The sequence below is a fragment of the Paenibacillus radicis (ex Xue et al. 2023) genome, assembly GCF_024722015.1.
Taxonomy (GTDB): Bacteria; Bacillota; Bacilli; order Paenibacillales; family NBRC-103111; genus Paenibacillus_S.
Genome location: NZ_JANQBD010000004.1, coordinates 311764 through 332215, shown reverse-complemented (window position 1 = coordinate 332215; position 20452 = coordinate 311764). Strand labels below are relative to the sequence as shown.

At 44.3% G+C, this 20452-nt stretch carries 14 protein-coding genes; 8 read left to right on the top strand and 6 right to left on the bottom strand.

The features are described from left to right. Nucleotides 1-140 precede the first annotated feature (140 nt). The 3 genes from NV381_RS08150 (at nucleotide 141) to NV381_RS08140 (ending at nucleotide 4131) form a co-directional block, all read left to right on the top strand. On the top strand, nucleotides 141-1937 hold the full coding sequence (locus tag NV381_RS08150; RefSeq protein ID WP_258212764.1) for a DEAD/DEAH box helicase: 1797 nt from the start codon (nucleotides 141-143) through the stop codon (nucleotides 1935-1937). Then, entirely contained in the window at nucleotides 1934-2953 is a 1020-nt protein-coding gene (locus NV381_RS08145; protein WP_258212763.1) for a YqhG family protein, read from the top strand. The genes NV381_RS08150 and NV381_RS08145 overlap by 4 nt, the downstream gene beginning before the upstream one ends. Nucleotides 2954-3144: 191 nt before the next feature. After that, nucleotides 3145-4131, top strand: a complete 987-nt coding sequence (locus NV381_RS08140; RefSeq protein ID WP_258212762.1) for a hypothetical protein — start codon at nucleotides 3145-3147, stop codon at nucleotides 4129-4131. Between the two features lie 72 nt (nucleotides 4132-4203). Here the strand turns inward: NV381_RS08140 and NV381_RS08135 are convergent, their stop codons facing one another. The 3 genes from NV381_RS08135 to NV381_RS08125 form a co-directional block, all read right to left on the bottom strand. Continuing rightward, nucleotides 4204-4395, bottom strand: coding sequence for a YqzE family protein (locus NV381_RS08135; protein ID WP_258212761.1), 192 nt, complete (start codon nucleotides 4393-4395; stop codon nucleotides 4204-4206). 122 nt (nucleotides 4396-4517) lie between these two features. Next, nucleotides 4518-6236 (bottom strand): arginine--tRNA ligase, encoded by a 1719-nt coding sequence (gene argS, locus NV381_RS08130; protein ID WP_258212760.1) that lies wholly within the window; start codon nucleotides 6234-6236, stop codon nucleotides 4518-4520. A 172-nt stretch (nucleotides 6237-6408) separates the two neighbouring features. Further along, entirely contained in the window at nucleotides 6409-8112 is a 1704-nt protein-coding gene (locus NV381_RS08125) for a methyl-accepting chemotaxis protein (RefSeq protein WP_258212759.1), read from the bottom strand. 328 nt (nucleotides 8113-8440) lie between these two features. Between NV381_RS08125 and NV381_RS08120 the strand changes: the two genes are divergently transcribed. From NV381_RS08120 to NV381_RS08110, 3 genes are read left to right on the top strand one after another with little or no spacing between them, the layout of a single operon-like run. Continuing rightward, nucleotides 8441-9580 (top strand): hypothetical protein, encoded by a 1140-nt coding sequence (locus tag NV381_RS08120; protein ID WP_258212758.1) that lies wholly within the window; start codon nucleotides 8441-8443, stop codon nucleotides 9578-9580. A gap of 50 nt (nucleotides 9581-9630) precedes the next feature. Beyond that, nucleotides 9631-10335, top strand: coding sequence for a response regulator transcription factor (locus tag NV381_RS08115; RefSeq protein ID WP_258212757.1), 705 nt, complete (start codon nucleotides 9631-9633; stop codon nucleotides 10333-10335). After that, nucleotides 10328-11749, top strand: coding sequence for a sensor histidine kinase (locus NV381_RS08110; RefSeq protein WP_258212756.1), 1422 nt, complete (start codon nucleotides 10328-10330; stop codon nucleotides 11747-11749). The genes NV381_RS08115 and NV381_RS08110 overlap by 8 nt, the downstream gene beginning before the upstream one ends. Before the next feature lie 4 nt (nucleotides 11750-11753). On the opposite strand, the gene NV381_RS08105 is transcribed toward NV381_RS08110, so the two are convergent. Together NV381_RS08105 and NV381_RS08100 are read right to left on the bottom strand one after the other, a co-directional pair. Then, on the bottom strand, nucleotides 11754-12239 hold the full coding sequence (locus tag NV381_RS08105) for a GNAT family N-acetyltransferase (protein WP_258212755.1): 486 nt from the start codon (nucleotides 12237-12239) through the stop codon (nucleotides 11754-11756). 244 nt (nucleotides 12240-12483) lie between these two features. Next, nucleotides 12484-13947: a discoidin domain-containing protein gene (locus NV381_RS08100; RefSeq protein WP_258212754.1), complete on the bottom strand. Its 1464-nt coding sequence runs from the start codon at nucleotides 13945-13947 to the stop codon at nucleotides 12484-12486. Nucleotides 13948-14415: 468 nt separating this feature from the next. On the opposite strand from NV381_RS08100, the gene NV381_RS08095 reads away from it, so the two are divergent. Together NV381_RS08095 and NV381_RS08090 are read left to right on the top strand one after the other, a co-directional pair. Beyond that, nucleotides 14416-15588 carry a sensor histidine kinase gene (locus NV381_RS08095; RefSeq protein ID WP_258212753.1) on the top strand — a complete coding sequence of 391 codons (1173 nt, stop codon included), beginning with the start codon at nucleotides 14416-14418 and terminating at the stop codon, nucleotides 15586-15588. Continuing rightward, nucleotides 15581-16267, top strand: coding sequence for a response regulator transcription factor (locus tag NV381_RS08090; RefSeq protein WP_258212752.1), 687 nt, complete (start codon nucleotides 15581-15583; stop codon nucleotides 16265-16267). The genes NV381_RS08095 and NV381_RS08090 overlap by 8 nt, the downstream gene beginning before the upstream one ends. A 116-nt stretch (nucleotides 16268-16383) precedes the next feature. On the opposite strand, the gene NV381_RS08085 is transcribed toward NV381_RS08090, so the two are convergent. After that, the gene (locus NV381_RS08085; RefSeq protein ID WP_258212751.1) at nucleotides 16384-20037 is read right to left on the bottom strand and encodes an immunoglobulin-like domain-containing protein; all 3654 of its coding nucleotides are present in this window, start codon (nucleotides 20035-20037) and stop codon (nucleotides 16384-16386) included. Nucleotides 20038-20452 lie beyond the last annotated feature (415 nt).

The following is a 20452-nucleotide window of genomic DNA, read 5'->3' as shown; positions in this document are numbered from 1 at the left end:
TCATAATGCATTCAATCGAGTTATGAAAGTGCCTCTTTTCGTCCATACTTAAAAGTAACGTTCATGAAAAAATTACCGATGTTCACGCGTACGTTTGCCAGCTTGCCTTCCCGAAGGAGGGCGATAAAGGAGCGTCTACTATGCAAACAACCGATCACAAAGAGCACGTGCGGCCGTTTAACGATCATGTTCAGCTTCATTTTGACAGGCAGTGGTTTGAAGAATTGCATACAAAAGCTCTTCGCAACGGCCCTTGGGATGATTGGACCTTATACCAGCTCGCTTACGAGGCGGAACAGTCCAGCCTTATTTCCAGCTTTGATGAGCTTCAGTGTCTCGTACACCTTCAACAATTGACCCCTATGCCTCATCAGATCGATACAGCGAAAAAGGTTTTGAACGAGATGCGCGGCAGAGCGATTCTGGCCGATGAGGTCGGCTTGGGCAAAACGATTGAGGCCGGGCTTATTTTAAAAGAATACATCATCCGGGGCCTGGTCAAAAAAGTGTTGATCCTCGTTCCCGCTTCATTAGTGCTGCAATGGGTCCGTGAGCTGAACCAGAAGTTCGGCATTCCCGCTGTCGCCCAGAAAAAGGAATACATGTGGCAGCAAAATGATATCGTCGTTGCGTCCATGGATACAGCCAAACGTGATCCGCACCGCGAAATTGTATTGGGTCTGGAATACGATATGCTCATCATAGATGAAGCCCACAAGCTGAAGAACAAAAAAACTACCAACTACCAATTCATAACCGAGCTGCGCAAAAAATACTGCCTGCTGTTAACCGCAACACCTGTACAAAATGATTTGAAAGAGCTTTACAATCTCATCACACTGCTCAAGCCCGGTCATCTTGGCGGACAAGGCAGCTTCCAGTCTAATTTTGTCGTGGATAAACGTATCCCCAAAAACGAGGATCAGCTGCAGCAGGAGCTTTCTAAAGTAATGATCCGAAATCGGCGAAGCGATGGCAATGTGAACTTTACGAAGCGAATTGTACGCAATATCCCGCTTACTCTATCACCTGACGAAAAGGCTCTTTATGATGGCGTAACCAGCTTTGTCAAAGGCAGGTATGAGGAAGCCGGCAGTGATCTGAGCAGTATTTTGTCTCTTGTAACGTTGCAGCGCGAAGTATGCAGCAGCCGGGATGCGGTGTTCATTACGCTGGTCAATATGTTCAAGAAAACACCTGAGGATTCCCCGCTTCGCCCTCGAATTTGGGAGCTGGTTGAGCTGATCCGCAGCATTAAGGCCAACACCAAGGCGGAGAAAGTAATCGAGCTGATCAAAGATATTAATGATAAGGTCATTATTTTCACGGAATACCGGGCCTCGCAAGAATATTTAATGCAATATTTAAAGGAGCATAAGATTACAGCCGTTCCCTATAGGGGCGGTATGAACAGGGGAAAGAAAGATTGGATGATGGACCTGTTTCGCAATCGCGCTCAAGTGCTTGTAGCAACAGAAGCCGGAGGCGAAGGAATTAATCTGCAGTTTTGCCATCACATGATCAACTTTGATTTACCCTGGAATCCTATGCGGGTTGAGCAGAGAATTGGCCGTGTTCACCGTCTGGGACAAATGGATGATGTGAAAATATACAACCTCTCCACCCAAGGGACCATTGAGGAATATATTCTATCCTTGCTCCATGAAAAAATCAATATGTTCGAGCTGGTCATCGGTGAGCTGGATACGATTCTGGAGCGGTTGGAGAAAACGAGCTCCATAGAAAATCATTTGGCCAAAATGATCCTGACCTCACGCAGCGAGGATGATATAAGACGTCAAATGGACGATCTCGGCCGTTCCATTTCGACAATCCGATCTGAGGTTGAGCAAACTGCCCAAGAGCCATCACAGCTCGCAGCGCTGCTTGATTCCGTGACAGGGCATCCTGCCGCTCAAGGAGAGGTGCTTCCATGAATCAAACCCAAATTCAAGAATTCGTAATGCGCTACCTGGAAGCGGAGAAATGCGATATTGTGGAAAAGCACCCGGCTTACGTTACCGTCAAGCTGTCTCCTTCAGCCGATAAGGAGTTAACCTATCGGCCTTATTACTGGAGCTTCGTGGAGCGAACCGGAGTAGCGCCCGAGACGATGACATGCACCTTTATCTTTGACCCGGAAGGCCACAAAGCATCCGTCCAGGAGACAGGCGGCGCATCGGCGGCAGGCTTGCCTCCGCAGGCTGTGCCTGCGAGCGCCAGACCTGCTTCGGGCAGCGTTGCGAATCCGGTGCCGTCAGGAGCCGCTGGACAAGAGCAGCAGCCGGACAGCATCCTTGGCCGCTACTTCGGCTTTGTGCCGACGCAGATAGTCGCACGAGTGCCGAAGGACGAAGTCACCTTCGGCAGCCGGAGGCTCGAGCAAATCTTCGGTGCAGTGCGCAACAAGGGGCGTTTCGTCCACCTGTACGAGCAGTTCAAGCCGGAGCAGAAATCTACAGCAACCATTCCTTACGAAAATTGGCTGCAGGTGAATTTCAAGGTCGAGCTTGCATGTGACATGAAACGCAGCGAGATTCACTCTCTCGGAATCCACCTGGAAACCGGACAAATCCGTGAACGGTTTCAGGAGCTTCTGCTCACTAAGCGGCTTACTCCGCGTCTGCCTGCGCAAATATTCATCATTCCGGATAAAATTACACTGCCGCGGGCCGTTATATATTTGGAAGAATATTTAGAGCAGCTGTTAAGAGGCTACGACCATAGATGGGCTCAGGAAGCAGGGCTGCGTCTGGCCGAAGAGATCGACCGTATCCGAGGTTATTACGAAACCTTAATTCAAGGGGCTGAGCCGGATAAGCGGTCTGAGGTTGAAGCCCAATATGTGAATCGCAAACAAGAAATCGATTGGCAGTACAGACCACGAATCCAAATATCTGTCATCAATTGCGGTCTATTTCATCTTCAAAAAGGTCACTTGCCCATCAACTGACGAATTACGCTAAATGGCAGCAAAAAAAGAAGCAAAATGATTTTACATTGCTTACAGGTTCTAACAACCTTTTCAAGGCATATTTTATACAATAAGGGCATAGCGGCTCGTCCAACAAGCGTATCTCGACAAGAACACGCTTCAAGACAACAAGCTTCATGCCCTACATCCATACACAAGCAGGTGAATGAATGATCAAATCAACTTTATGGCTCGTGTCGCTCGTTATTTGGACTAGCCTGATGCTGCCTCTGCCTCTTTCAAATGCGGCTGTATCCAGCTCAGTACCACTCACCACAGCTGTAACATCATCACCCAATGCTGCAGCATCTACGGCCCCAAGCGCATCAACGAATGTGACTGTACCTGCGCCAGCTCCTGTGCAGCCGGATAATAGCCTATCTTCTCCATCGTTAATGGATGCCATCAAGCAATGGGTACAAAGCATTTCTGTAAAACCAGGCTATGAAGCATGGAAACAAGCTACCTGGACAAGCCAACCCCTTGGGCCAGGAACACATGGTTGGATCGTGCTGCTTCAATCTGATGGGAAACCTGTAGGTTACATGGTGATACATGCCGCCGACCCCAATAATCCGACCAAGTACCGTCTAACTGAATACGGAAATGGAAACACTCCTCTTTTCAGTATGCAAACTCTGTACCAGTCCCTGGTACAGCTCGAACTTATGGATACTTCATACCAAGCAGATCGTCTTTATACAAGCCCCCTGCAAGCAGTCTGGAAAGTAACCTCGGGTGAAAATCTGTATTATATTGATGGCAAGACAGGTGAGATTCTCCCCCCTCTCGCAACTGATTCCGGGATGCAAGGACTCGATAGACCCAATGAAGAACAACTATTTTCTCTTCTGAAGCCAGAGCATACGATAACCGCAAGTGTACAGCTGCCCGAATTTGATCCTTATGAGCGTCTGCCATGGGTGAAAGGCACTCCCTTGCAATATGAATCAACCTCGGCTCTCCTCAAAGATCTTGATCTGCAAAAAAAACTGACCTACACAGCCCAATTGTACCGTAATAAAGTAACCGTTCCACTAGCAGTAACCGGTTACCATCAATGGTCGAACAATGAAGTGTTTTTGCTGCTGGAGCAAGCCGGACAGCGTGCGATTCCTTACGACACCGCTTTCAAGCTAGGAAAGTTATATCCCTAGTACCTAATAGAAAAGCTTCCCTTCCTTAACAGTCGATTTTAGTAAAATCAACCTGTTAAAAAGAGAAGCTTTTTATTTTTTTATGCGCAAGCTTTGCGTCCACATCTGAATGGCTACTGGCAGCATGCCAAACCAACGGTATTTCCAGTGCTCCCGGACTTCCCTCTGATTCGCTCTAACCTGCTTGCGAACTTCGCGAGGTGTTTCCATATAATGCAGCAGCTGCTCGGTTACGTATTTAACTAGTTCATCGCTTTTTGCCAATGTAACCCCCCCAACTATCAGTATGACCTCTTTTGGGGCGGGGTAATCCTTTCTGCTAAAAAAAGCAAAACACCTGAAGCTCACTTTCCGAGGAAAATGAATTTCAGGTGTTTGATGTACGGCTACATTTTTTCCGGTGCTTCCACTCCGATTAAGGTTAAGCCATTTCCTAATGTAATCTGCACACTTTTTACTAGTGCTAATCTAGCTTGACGCAGCGAAGCATCATCTACAAGAATTGGGCACTCATGGTAGAAACGATTGAAGCTTTGTGCCAGATCAACCAAGTAACGGCTCACGATCGAAGGCTCAAGCTTGTACATAGCCTGCTCCACTCGTTCCTTGAACAAGTACAGCTGTCTGATTACTCCCTGCGCCTCAGAGTCCTCAAGCAAGCCTAAATTCAAAGCCTCCGCTGATCCAGGCAGCTCGATGCCGTCCCCGCCATTAGCTCTGCGCAGCAGGCTGCATGTTCTTACATGCGTGTACTGCACATAGGGTCCCGTCTCGCCATCGAAGTTCAGGGCATCCTCCCAGGAAAATACAATATCCTTGACCCGATTATTGCTTAAGTCACTGAAGATAATGGCTCCTACGCCGACTTGGCGAGCCACTTCATCCCGATTTTCCAAATTCGGATTTTTCTCCTCAATAATCTCCCGCGTCTTCTCAACCGCCTGGGTCAGCAGCTCCTCAAGTCGAATTACATTCCCTTTACGAGTGGATAGCTTGGCGCCCTCAAGACTTACTTTACCAAACGGTACATGTGCGAGCTTGCTGGACCAATCGTAGCCCATCAGTTCAATCACCTTAAACCATTGCTGAAAGTGCAAGCTTTGTCCTGCATCTGTAACATATATGGCTTTTTCGAAGTCATAGGTTTTATTGCGATAGATGGCCGCCGTAACATCACGAGTATGGTACAGTGTTCCCCCGTCTTTCTTAATCATAAGAGCAGGTGGCATATTGTAATCGTCCAGCCGCACCAGCTGCGCGCCATCATCCTCTTCCAACAGCTTCTTTTGCTTCAGCTCTTCGATTATGGCTTCCATTTTATCATTATAGAAGCTTTCACCCGTATAAGAATCAAAGCTTACTCCGAGTAAAGCATACATCTTCTCAAATTCCTTCAAGCTGATTTCAACAAACCATTTCCACAGCTTTAACGCTTCTTCGTCCCTTTGCTCCAGCCTTACAAAACATAAGCGTGCTTCCGTCTCCAGCTCGGGATTGTTATCCGCTTCATCGTGGAATTTAATATACAAGCGCTGCAGCTCATCAATACCTTCTGCTTCGACCGCAGCCTGGTCCCCCCATTGCTTATAGGCAACAATCAGCTTGCCGAACTGGGTTCCCCAATCACCCAAATGGTTAATCCCTACGCAATTGTAGCCGAGAAACTCATGAATTTTATATATCGCATTCCCGATCATTGTAGAACGAAGATGGCCGATATGAAACGTCTTGGCGATATTGGGAGATGAAAAGTCAATGACTATATTCCGGCCCTGACCTATATTCTGCGAGCCAAAGCTTTCTTTCAGTTCTAAAACCTCACCAAGCACATCCGCAGCAAACTGCCCGCGATTCAAATATACGTTGAAGTAGCCGGATACTGCCTCCACCCGTTCGAAAGCCGGATGAGCCTCCCACCGCTCCTTCAGTTCCTCCGCAATAGCTTGCGGTGCTTTGCGCAGCTGTTTGCTTAATTTAAAGCAGGGCATAGACAAATCGCCCATCTGCGGATTAGGCGGGTATTCAATTAGCTCAGCGATTGCATCCTCACTAACACCCTCCACCTGAGAAACTAATCTGGAAGCGAGTAAACTCTTATAATTCATGATGGTTGATCCCCTTTTCTTTTCAATATCAAGCCGATCGGCAATCGGTATTTTATACAATAAAGCACCCCAAACGGGGTGCTCAGAAGACTTTTGTCCCAATATACCTTCATTGACATATGTTACATTATAGCTATCTGTAAAAATCGAGTCAAGCAAATAAGCAGGAGCACTATGAGATTTTGAACTTCCGAACCACACCGCTAAGCTCTTCGCTAATTGTTTCCATCCCATTTGCTTCCGAAGTGATCAATCTCATAGAGTCCAACTGCCCTGCGGACAGCTGAGCGACCTTCGATGATTGCAAGGAAGACAGCTTGGCAATCGTCGCTGTTTCATGCACAGATGAGGCGACCTCCTCCGTGCCTGCTGATATTTGCTGGGAAATGGCCGATATTTCCATGATCTGCCCGTTGGACTTATGCGCTTTATCTACGATATTTTGGAAGCCGCTGGCTAGCTGGTGAATGTATGTCTTTCCTGTCTCCATTTCAACGATTTCCCGCTCCATAGCCGCAACCATATGCTGAATCTTGATTTGTACCGACTCAATTAATTCAGAAATATGCTCGGAGGATAATCTCGACTGTTCGGCCAGCTTGCGAATTTCACCGGCTACAACCGCAAATCCTTTTCCCTCTTCTCCAGCTCTTGATGCTTCAATCGAAGCGTTTAACGCAAGCAAATTAGTCTGAGCCGAAATCCCCTTCATGACTAACACAATTTGGCCAATTTGTTCGGAGTTGCTGGATAACTCCTTAACTGCTCCTGACGATTCTTCTACTGATTCATGTATCGACTCCATTTGCTTCAGTACACGGTTCAATGTTTCACTGCCCTCTATCGCTGCGCTGAGAGTATCCGCCATCATTTCCGACATCGTCATAGCTGAATCAGCAATCCCATTGATCCCTTCAGCAATTTCCTCCATCGCACGTGCGCTTTCGTCAGTCCCTTTCTCCTGAGCATCGGCCCCTGCTGCTATTTGCTGCATGGCTGAAACCATCGTGTTAATCGAAGCTGCAGTCTGATTAGCGTCTCCTGACAGCACTTTCGATGTTCGATTAACCTCTCGGGATGTATCCTCTATCGTATGTATCATTTGTTTTAACTGAACGCTCATTTGATTCACAGAAGCAACCAGGCTGCCAATTTCATCCTTGCTTGTGCTGGTTATGGCCTCTCCGGTCAAATCGCCTTCAGCAATTTTTTGCACCCTGGCGCTAACGAGTCCAATAGGCTTTATCATCCTGCTGATCAAGAGATACGCTATTAATGCAGCCACTACTGGAAAAATGCCTCCCGTTTGTATCGTAAACATCAACATTGTGAATGTGCGTTCCTTTATAATCGATGCGTCAAAATCAATCGCCATCAGTGCCACAATTTCTTTGGATGAGTCATGATTGGCAAAGATCGGAGCATAGCCGGTTTTACGGTCAATACCTGCAAAGTTGTAAACAGTAGATGCTTCAGGATGCTTCATTCCCGTCAGCATATCAACAGCATCGCGATCAATGAATATTTTGTCTCCCGCTTTATAGCCCTGCTCTTCCCAACGCTTATCTGGCACAATCAGCACGCCGTCCAAGCTTATTATTGCAGCATTTTTAAATATAGTTTTATGGTTAACAATCCAATTAACTTTGTCCTTTAAGGCCTGTGAAGCTTTGCCCTGTGCCAACTCTTGTATCTCTGCTGTTGTAAGCAGTCCCGAGGTAATGCTTGCACAGCCTATTAATTCATCGCCAGCCGCTTGGTCAACCTGTTTGTAATTCACAAAATATCCAATACTAAGAAGTGATAATACACTTATCATTACAGCTATAACTACCAACCATGTAACCTTACCTACAATCCCCATTTTAATGTTCATGAATATGCCTCTTTTCTCTACAATAGGTAGCTGTACCTACAAAGTATCATGATGAACTAATTTTGTACTGTGATAAATATCACACCTCTGTGTTTATTTAAAACTGTTACCGCTTTGTTACCGTTTCAAGCCTCACCGATTGGTATAATGACTTAATGAATATTCCCTTGATAAGAAGGTGATTCCCGCGTTACGGAACAAACTGCGTTTCTCGTTCACATTATTCACATGCATTGCCTTAATCTGCAGCGGCTGCGCACTTACTAAGGACCCTCAATCCTATATGCACTTGCCCCGGTTACCTGAGGAAAAAGAGAGCTTAAAACAAGTGATCCAGAACGCTCTTCCCCCGGGAGCTTCTTTGGTACGTCCCAAAAAGTCCAAAACAACTGGATCCATTTTCGTCAACGATCTTGATCGAGATGGCATACTGGAAGCTATTGTATACTACCAAGCATCGGAAAACAACAAAGGTCTTACCGGAATGCTGTGGCAGCAAAAGGGTGACACCTGGAAGCTGCTCAATGAATTCCAAGGAGAAGGCTATGAATTAGATACCTTGATGTTCGATGATGTAACCGACGATGGGAGCTTAGAGGTAATTGCCGGCTATTCAGGAGGGGAAAAGGTAGCTAAAGGCTTAATTGTCTATCGGTTTGATGGCCATAACTTTAACAAAATATTCGATTCGCCCTACACTGAGTTCGTCGTTGATGACCTCAATGAAGATAATAAAAAAGACTTATCTATTCTAACCTTGGAACGAAATGCTTCCTCGTCATTAACTGTCCTTCAATACAGTCAGAACAGCTTCCAAACGATTGGAGCGACACCATTAGATTCTCATGTCAGCGGTTATTACTCGGTCCAATCAAACTGGATTGCAGAGTCCAAGCGCGGTATTCTGCTGGATGCCGGAATAGGCGCTCATTCCGCTTACACACAGCTGGTCTACTTTGAACAGGGCAACTTGATAAAAGCATTCCCTGACAAAGACATCCCCCTGAAGCCGCGTCCTTCGATTAACGGTGATTTTAATCATGACGGTATTGTGGAGATAGGTATGGACCGGGTGCCGACGGGCTGGGAGAATGAACCTTATGTTTCTACTCCCTGGATTACAGCCTTTTACCGTTGGGACAGTCAGAAGGGCTACACTTCAGCTCCTCTATACGAATTGTTTATGGATATTGGCAGCGGCTTTTACTTTGAAATCCCTGTCGAGTGGAATAAAGACTACCAGCTTCAACGGCCCAAAGACGAGGGAGTGATCCGGTTCATAGCTAACATTAGTGGAGAAACGGTGGAGTGGAAGACGATGTCTGAGGAAGCTTGGGTCAGTATGCAGCCTTCCACCGACTGGCTGGAAATAGGCCGAACGGCCAAAACGGTAACTGCTCTTCATCTTACGGAGGCCAGTCTCCAATATTCGACCCGTTTCCGGCCTCTATCCGAGCTGGTGAAATAGCTGAACGCTTAATCATTTCGTCAAAGCGAAACTGTTAGGAGATGTGAACCATGAGCACCGTACTTATATTAGAAGATGAAGAATCCATTCGAAGCTTTATCGTTGTTAATTTGCTTCGCGAAGGATTCCATGTTATTGAAGCAGCCACTGGCAGTGAAGCCTTGCAATATCTTCAGGAACACGCTGGGGTTGCCATAGCGCTGTTAGATGTCATGGTACCTGCTCCTGACGGATTTGAAGTTTGCAAGTATATCCGGCAGAGTAACGAACGGATGGGCATTATTTTCTTAACCGCCAAAGTCCAGGAAAAGGATAAAATACTCGGCTTGACTCTTGGAGCCGATGATTATATTAGCAAGCCGTTCAGTCCGGGTGAATTGATGGCACGTATTCATTCCCTGCTGCGCCGTGTTGAGCTGAAGTCACCATCAGCCAGCGGCGGTGATTTGATTCGCTCAGGTCCTTTTGAGCTAGATGCGGAGGTTCGTGAGGTCAGAAAGAATGGTCGCCTGCTGGAGGTAACTCCAACCGAGCTAGCTTTGCTAAGGATGTTTATGATCCACGAGGGTGTGCCGCTAAGCCGTGACTCGCTGCTGGATGAGGTGTGGGGGGAAGATTATTACGGTGATCCCAAGATGGTTGACGTCAATATTCGTCGCCTCCGACAAAAAATCGAAGAGGACCCGTCCAAACCTGTCTATATCGAAACCGTGTGGGGCTTCGGATATAAATGGGCGGAACATCACTATGGTTAAAGCAGGAATGAGACGACTTGTCGTGTCCCATTATTTTCTCGTTGTTTTGTTAACCTTAATTTTGGTTGAAAGTGTGTTTATTTACTCTGTCCGGGTTTATTACTACAACACCATCTCCAATCAGCTGAGTAATCATGCCCAAGTATCCGCCTCCTTCTATAATAAGTTTCACGCCAACTTAAATGTAATGCTGCTTGACACCCAGCTGGCTGATATTACGGATTCCTTCGCTCACAATAATGCTGAGCTTCAGGTCATTAGCACCCAGGGGACGATTCTGGCAAGTTCAAGCGGCTTCGCTGTGCAGGAGCAGCTGCTGACCACAGATGTGCAAGCAGCAGCCCAAGGAGCTACAAGCCGGTGGATCGGTGCCAATCCGTTGACAGGTGAACGTATTCTGGCTGTCTCTACCCCTCTTCAATGGAACAGCCAGTCCATCGCCGTGCTGCGTTACATCACTTCCCTGGAAGCGGTTGACCGTGTCATTCGTACAATATCGAGTATCGCTTTGTTGATTGGCTTGATCATTTTGGCAGCTGTCACGCTGATTAGCATGGCTTTAGCAAACTCTATTGTAAAACCGCTCAAACATATTACAACAGCTTCTTCCCTTATGGCAAAAGGCCATTTCGATACACGATTAGATGAAACCTACCGGCATGAGCTTGGGGAGTTGGCCCGAACCTTAAACTATATGGCTGAGGAAATTGTCAAAACCGATAATTTGAAAAACGACTTCATCTCGTCCATTTCTCACGAGCTGCGAACGCCTTTGACCAGTATAAAAGGATGGAGCGAAACGATTCTACTTGGTGATTTACAAAATACGAATGAAACAAAAAGAGGTCTCAGAATCATCGCGAAAGAAACCGACCGCCTAGTCGGACTGGTGGAGGAGCTGCTTGATTTCTCCAGGCTGGAGCAGAAGCAGCTTGTATTGGAGGTTAAACAGACGAATATAGCCGAATTGCTTAATGAGGTATTGCTGCAGCTCGCAGCCAAGGCTTCTAGCAAAAATACTTCATTCCGATTCACTATCCATAACGCGCCTGAAAATGGCATCATCCCCGGGGATGAAAACCGTTTGAAGCAGGTGTTTATTAACATCATCGATAACGCAGTTAAGTTCGCTCATCCCTATACGATAATAGAAATAACCTTATTCACTGAACGAGAATATTGCGTCATTCGTGTTCGTGATTACGGTATCGGCATCCCTACCGAGCATATTAGCAAAGTGACTGGCAAGTTTTATCAAGTTCACCCTGGTGGCGGAGGAACCGGCTTAGGACTTTCTATCTGCAAGGAGATTATTGATCTGCATGGAGGCACTCTTACTCTGGAAAGCCCCCATCAATCCCAAGGTACCGAAGTCGCTGTCCGTCTGCCAACCGGGCAGAAACTTCGGGGATAAATGCTTACAGCATTTTCTGCATCATAATTACGTCCAGCATCCTGCCGAACTTAAAGCCTACTTCCCGCATAATTCCTACATGCTTGAAATCGTAGACTTCATGCAGGTGGATGCTGCTCTCATTGCCTTCGACAATTCGAGAAAGAACAGTATGCAAGCCCGCTGCAAGCCCGGCATCAAGCACTTGCTTCATCAGCTGCTTGCCAACCCCCTGGCCCCTGTAATCACTATGGATGTATAAAGACAGCTCAGCGGTTCTTCTGTAAGCTAATCGATCGGAATAAGGATTTAATGAGGCCCAGCCTATTATAATACCCTCTTGCTCAGCAACCCATATAGGGTATAACTCTCCATGGTTGTGAAACCATTGCGTCTGCTGCTCCAAGGTACGCAGCTCCGTATCAAAGGTTGCCACCGTATTTAGTATCGCCTCATTATAAATGTCCAATATCGATTCAATATCCTTATGCTGTGCTGATCTGATTTCCATCCTTGTCCCCGCCTTTTCGTATTATGATGGTTTATGAAGTTCCTAAGGGCATCACTAATTAAATTAAAAAACCACCTGCTATGAATCTAACAAGTGGTTGGAATGATACAGGTCGTTGCGTTCATACAGCGATAGGCTTGACGCAATCACCAGCCATGGCTGCGCATGTCTTTTATCACAACAAATAATATCACTCTGGCAGCAGTACTGTCAACGTATCTGCTGCAATTGTCCTCTCATTTGCTTATCTCAAGCGCATCGAAATCTGACTCAATATTATGATTATATCCTCGCGATTAAAAACTCCATCCTGATTCACGTCAATTTGCGATGCAGCATTACTTATCATTAGAACTATATCGTCCACGCCAATCCGATTATCATTCAACAAGTCGAGCTTCTTGAAGGTAATGACGGGTCTTGATTGGATTGCATTGTTTAATTCATTGCTGCTTGTTTTAAAGGCTCCGCTTTGTATGGATATAGAAACCGATGTTTCGTTCAGTAACACTGGTGAGGCGAAGGTTAGTTTTATAGTTTGATGACTGGAATCAGTTAAATCATAGACTGCATTAGTGGCCGTGCTTTGGACCCCACTCGCAAGGATTTGAAATTTGGCCGGCTGTACCCCATACGTCACATCCAGAACCGATGATAATTTTATCGTTATCCTATGTCCCGATTCGTCACCAAAAGCTGACAGGATGTTAATGTCTTTCATTTTGGGAGTTTCCAATGTTACTATTGCAGCTTCAGCGGCTGTTAATTTACTTAGATTCGTTACAAGGCTTTTTTGGCTCAAAGTAAGATTGTTATAGGCAGTGCGTGCCGCTGTGATAGCCGGTTTATCCGTTAATGCCACTGAGGCTTGGACCGGCAGTTGTCCTATTAATGTCATCACTGTAGCTGCTGCAATTTGATCTGCTTCCAGTGCTGCTATTGCCGCCTCCGCTGCTGTTAGCTTACTTAAATTGGTTACGAGGGTCCTTTGAGCAAAAGTAAGATTATTATAGACCGCGCGTGCCGCTGTAATAGCCGGTTTATCCGTTAATGTCACTGAGGCTTGAACCGGCAATTGTCCTATAAGCGTCATTACCGCTGCTGCTGCAATTTGATCTTCCGTTTGATGCAAAAAAACTTCGAGCTCAACAAGTCCGCTGTAAGAAAAACTTCTACTTGTAAATACGACTCTTAATTTGTCGGATGTAACTGTATCGAAATCTACCGTATTTAAAGTGGTTGCAGGTGTAGCCTTCGAACTTAATGACGCCTCAGGCAGCTCAGGAGTTTTGAGTTGGTTGGTCGGACCTATCCAGTCACTGCCATTCCAGTATTGGATAAGATAGCTTGCTGGAGTCTGAACACCCCCGCCGTCATTAAATACATATAATTTTACCTGGTTAAAGGATTTAGCCGAACCAAAATTAATAGCCACCCAATCCGTCGGATTCGGAGAACCGTAATTGGTCCAACGGTCACGTGGACTTTCATTGTAGGAGAATATGCCATTCACCACACTCCATACACTATCACAGCCGCATGTGTTGGATGCAGTGAGTTCCGGATAACCTGCACCACTGGGGTTTAAAGCAAGATTCGGTTCATTGTCTGCATGAGCACTGTTTGAATTGGTCAGCAAGGTTAGAAGCATGACAATCATTAAAAGTACCGGAATCATACTTTTTTTCAGCACAATCGACATATTCATGAGGATCTCCGTTCTTCATGTGATGCTCTCCTGCTATCAAAAGGGAGTTTTACCTGCTCAGGCTTTTCCCGCAATAAACCGATGAGTATATATAGAGTCGAAATTAGAAGAATGCAGCCTAATGCGTTCCATATGATCAGCAACATTTGCTTATGCCCCTCCTTGAAATTCTAGTTCTTCTTATCTAAATACATATCAGATCCATTATCCCCAGTCCTTTCGACCCACACATCTTGCAAGCTCACAAGTAACTTTTGGGAAAATAGCTATATACATTCCTCAATCTATCCTAAACTATATGTCTATTTCTATTATAAATGATTCTAACGACCTATTAAAGGTGAAAATATTCACTATTATAGACATATTTTTGTCTTTTTTCGACATTATTTTATGATTCATATGACTTAGGTCATGTTTGTGGTACTATATAGATAGTAAATATTTCATTACTTGTGAGGATATAAAATGGACGCACAAATACATAAAAGATTAACTCTAATTTTGACCCTGGTCGTTATAACAGCAACCGTTACTTTGCTGCTCCACACGACTGAGTTTTCTATTGGATTATGCCTCCTATCCTGCACTTTTGTAGTTGTTGTCCTGATTAGGGATTACATCATGAAGATCGATTTGCACCAACCGATTGGCGTTCTCTTTTTATTTTTTCAGCTAGCCTTGGCTCTTTTTATTTCCGTAATGTCTGAAGACTTTTTTGCACAGGTATATATCTTGATTCTCATAGGAGAATTTACCTTTCATCACTCCAGAAACCATTCTATTATTTTTACGATAGTAAGCTATGCTGGCTGTCTGCTAAGCCTTTGGACTTTTCACCAATTCCCCCCCTTTGAACCGATATACTATGCTTTTCCTCGAGTCATCGAATACTTCGCCATTTTCGGAATAAGCTTACTTGCAAAAATTGCTTTTCAGCAAAAAAATCAATTAGCCAAAGACAATGAACAGCTGCGAATCGCCTCAATCGAGCTGGAGAGAAAAGCGATTCTTCAAGAACGGACCCGAATATCCCGTGAAATTCATGACTCGGTTGGACATACGCTAACCTCAGCATTAACCGGACTGCAAACAGCAGCCCACGCTATCGGGAAAAACCATTATTCCCTGGCACTTGAGATGATCGATAGGACGAAAGAAAACATTCTCAGCGGTCTGGATGATGTTCGAACTTCCGTACATCTGCTGCGAGAGAACATGCCAGAACACCAGTTCATTCCCGAGCTTATAGGTTTAATTGAAGAAACCAAAAGACAAACCAACGTAGAGATTGCTTATGAAATAGACAGAAATATACCGGATTTGTCACCAATGATTGAGCTAACTATTTACCGTGCACTTCAAGAAGGTCTAACTAATGGAATTCGGCACGGCTCCAGCACTTATTTCCAATTTTCATTAAACTATTATACCGGGCATATTCGATTTATTTTATCCGATAACGGTAAAGCTCCAAATCAGATTAATTACGGCTTTGGTTTGAACGCCATGAAGGAGAGAGTAGAGGATGTCGCAGGAGAAATGTCGATTTCTAACCAAAATGTTCCCAGTGGGGTAACACTTGAGATAACCATACCCATTCAGACAAAACCGATTGAACGGAGTGAGCGAATTGTCTAAAACAACCATTCTTATAGCAGACGATCAACCCTTAATCCGTGATGGTTTAGCGGCCATTCTAAGTATGGAAGACTACATCGTAGTTGCCAAAACGAGCGACGGTATGTCAACAATTGCACAAGTACAGCTGCACCGCCCTCAGCTTGTTTTGATGGACATCCATATGCCTAAGCTTAGTGGTCTCGAGGCAACCAAGCAGATCAAAACGGAATTTCCTGATATCAAAGTGCTGATTCTAACAACCTTTGAGGATGAAGAATACATATGGGAAGCGATACGACATGGAGCGAGCGGATTTTTAGTTAAGGGGGTCGCTACCGAAAAGATCCTTTCAACGATTCAAGACTGTTTGGATGGGAGAATAAATTACCCCTACACCATTCAGTTACGCCTTGCTCAAGCGATCCAGTCAGCGGAACAGCATGACAAAGGATCATCGAATGAAATAATCGCACCCTCACATTCCGATCAACAGCACGAGGAAAAATTGTCAAGCTTGTCTCTGCAGGAGCTAAACATTGTAAGAAATCTGAAACTAGGGAAGTCCAATCAAGCTATCGCTTCTGAATTATTCTTGACTACAGGCACCGTAAAAAATTACCTTAGTGCGATTTACAAAAAGCTGAATGTTTCCAACCGATCTGAAACCATGGCTTACCTTCACAAAAATGATCTATAATATCTTCCACAAACCAATCAAATTGGTCTATGTTCAGACAAAAAAAACAAACCGCGTCTCACCCCATATCGAGGTTGGATGCGGTTTGTTTTGTTATAAACATGACTAATCAAGTATTAATACGAGCCTGACTTATCCAATATGCGCAGGATCATAACTGCTGCTTCAGCACGGGTTCCAAGTGCATCTGGATTGAACTGTTTCTGTTCATTGCCTTCTACGATTCCTGATTTAACTGCAGCCGCTACTTCTCCCTTAGCCCAATCGCTTACTTTCGATCCGTCTGTGAAGCTTTGATCTAAGGATACTGTTTCAGCAATTGCTTGGAATTTAGAACTATCCAATCTATTAAGAGCACGCACTGCAATCACTACCATTTGCTCACGAGTTATCGCTGAGTTTGGGGCAAAGCTGTTATCGCTGACCCCTTTCACTAAACCCTCTTTAACACCTAAACTAACTTCAGCAGAATACCAGTCGCCTTGTGTAACGTCATTAAATTGGTTCGTTGTTTCCTTCTTATTAACGTCATTAACGGCGCGAATCAACATCGAAATAAATGCTGCGCGAGTTACCTCACCATTAGGATTGAAGGAATTATCCGTAACACCGTTCACTATGTGTTTAGAAGCTAACAATTCAACCGTTTCTTTAGACCAATGAGACTGAACATCAGTAAAGGTCTTATCATAAGTCATCACTATAAACTTACCGTTCAGCTGTGATACGTTAAATACTTTAGCTCCATCGCGAGTTACGCTACGGATAGGAACCCAAGTACCGTTCTCTTCCTTATAAACGTTATATCGCTTTAGATCATTTGAGTTAGGGGAAGCTACAGCCAGCTTGACTTCTAATGCATGGACCGCCTCAACACCTTTAAGCGTACTGTCACCATTTTTATCCACTACGTTCACATTTATTTCAAGTACATTTGACTTAGATGAATAGTTAGCAGTCATTGAATTAGGTGCGACTGACTTCATAGCATCTACTGTTATAGTCGCAACAGCTCCATTTGTTACTGCAGAAGTTGGGATATTAACATTGATACTAACAGAGTCAGATTTAAGCTGTAAGCCTAAACCTTTTTCTGCTAACCCAGATAGCACATTAGCAGGAATATCGATTTGGGTACTAGCCTTCGTCAGATCTTGCAGACTCAGCGCTATTTTATCAAAGCCATCTTTAATATCAACAAAAGGCTTCAATATGTCCTCTTTTAACATAATGATATTTACTATCGATCCATCCTCTTTTTTCGTTTGCGTAACAGTTACCGCATCACTGGAAGTAATGATGAGGACGCCATCTTCTATCACCGGAGGATTAGCGATTGCAGAGTTCGAAGTAGTATTTGAATTATGATGATTTGGCCTTGGAGTTGGAGTCGGAATAGGATCCACCGAAGATCCATTTGAATCCAAGGTGAATGTAACGCTAGTTTTAGCAGATTCATTATTACTAAAATCAACAGATGTAACGCCAAATTCATAGGACTGTCCATATACCAATCCAGATACCGTGTAGGTCGAGCTAATAACCGTTGCACCATTTACACGACTTCCGTTTACGTATACATTATATCCTTTCAAGTCAGCCGCTGAGACTGCATTCCAAGTTAAAATAATTGAATTATTTACTTGCAAGGCTTGGACGTTCGCCGGAGCTGGAGGTGATACTAAATCCAGGCTCAAAGCATTTTTAGTTACTCCGTTTGACTCATTGCCCGCATTGTCAAAGGCAGTAACTTTGTAGGAATAAGTAGTGCCGTTTTGAGTTACTACATCCGTATAAGTCGCGTTTACTACAGTACCGATCTTGGTACCGTCACGATATACTCTGAACCCAGCTAAATCATTATCATTAGGCGTATCCCAGGTAAGTACAAATCCTGTGCCATTAGGTGTGATGTTTAGGTTAGTCGGATCTGATGGTGGAGTCATATCAACAATAGGCGCAGCTAATGTACCCGCGTTTACTGTTACACCCGAGGATTCCACGTTATACAGATCAACAACGATAAATTTATAAGTATAAGAGGTATTCGGGGATAAATTCATATCTGTATAAGTAGTACCCGTTACTGTTTGTTCAGCACCATCACCACGTCGTATCAAAATATGCTTGAATTCCCCGAAATTCGGATTCGTCCAATTCAAGGTAATTTGGTTAATAGTAGAAGAGTAAGTCGCCCCAGTTACGTTAGGAACAGGTGGAATGGATAACACGTTAAATGAACTAGTCTTCGTCAGTTCTACGTTTCCGGCCATATCTATTGCATAGTAGGATAGAGTATAATTGCCGGCTGCAGATATATTCAACGTATTGCCTTGAGCGATATTAGTCAACGACCCGCCATTCAATGAATATTTTATGCTGTTTATACCACTGCCGGAAATATCCACGCTGCTAAATGTGATATTCACAGCATTCCGGTAATTTAAAGAATCCACAGTGATGCCTGTTAAATGAACGGAACTTACAGGAGCTGTCGTATCGATCTTCAGTATTAAGGTCTTTTCAACCTCCTTATTCCCTGTAATATCAACAGACCAATAAGTAACCGTTTTAGTCCCGTCACCACTTACTGTAAACGGTCCGGAGTAGATCGTTTCAGAACCAGAAACACCTAATGTATCGCTTATTCTGTATTTCGTAACAATAGTATCCCCTACTGTCGCGTCTGTTGCATTAAGAGTTACAGTAACGCTTGTATTATACCAACCACCTAAACCAACCGTTCCTGCAGGGGTCGCAGTAGTTACTGGAGGAATTGTATCACGACCTGCTACCGTTAAATTGAAAGCTTTAGTGTCCAGAACCATACCTTTTTGGAATACTGCAGTCAATGTAACTGTTGACTGACCCAGCAACGGGCGAGTTAATACAGCGTTGACAGCACCCGTATCACTATCAGTAATAATGTTAATAACACTAGAATCATTGGAAGACCAAGTGATTGAATCTAACGTATCTCTAAGACTTGTCGAATCTATAATTATATTTTGCGTTATATGATTAGAGCTGTCTCCATCTTGATACCCAATCTGAAGGTTTTCTTTAGTATCGGCTACTATTTGAGCATCCGTACGGACCGGTACGGCTTGGATTACGGTCAACGTGAACGTTTTAATGTCTACAGCCCCACCCTTTGTTATCGTGGCCGTAAGAGTAACCGTTTCATTTCCTGTAGCGGGACGCACTACTTGACCATCAACACGAACTACTGCCGTATTGCTAGACGTCCAAATGATAGAGTCTACAGTACTGCCTATACCTGTGGAATTAATAATTACTTTTTGCCTTACATAATTTTCGCTATCTCCGTCCTCATAGCCAATCTGAAGATTTTCTTTTACTTCTGCTACAAAATCTTCAGGAGTTACTGGCGCTTTCCTCACAACCATAACAGTAAAGGTTTTGCTGTCTGGGGCTGCAGAACCGTAGGATAGGCTTGCAGTGAGATTTACGACAGTATCACCTGCAACGAATGCAGGTCGGTTTACCACACCAGCGCTGTCAATAACCGAATTTTTGTCAGAAACCCAAGAAACCGTTACTCCATTAACTAGTGTGGGAAGCGAAAGGTTATTTGTTATTCTCCCTGCACTATCACCGTTGGCATATCCAATCGCCAATGCAGCTTTTGCATCCTGAAGCATCACGTCATCGGAAGGGGCAGCAGCTACTAGTCCTGGTGTCGGCATAAAAATACTTATGATCATAGCGAATAAAGTAAATATGACTAGCGATTTTCTAAGTTCCATTTGATAGAATAACCTCCGGTATGTAATTGTTAAATATAGTAATAAAAGAATTCAATTTATTTATCTCCAAACAAACTCCTTCCTGGCGACAATCTTCAACCACCTATAATAACATAATATGAAAATCATTGTACATTTTTCTACATTTCTCTACATTCAATCCGATATTGATCAGACCTTCCAGGTCCACTCTCTCTTCTTTCATTTTGACTTCATTTAAACAAAAAAACTCCAGATTTCTCTGGAGATATTATGACAAAATATCGATATGAAAAAATTACTTACTGTTTGCCACGTATATTTCTAAACGATTTAAATCGACAATGAACTTCTCTGGAATCAATAAATCCAATCCAATGAGACCGTTTATTCCGGGATACTCTCCGATCCGTCCAAAGGTATTGTCAATGATTTT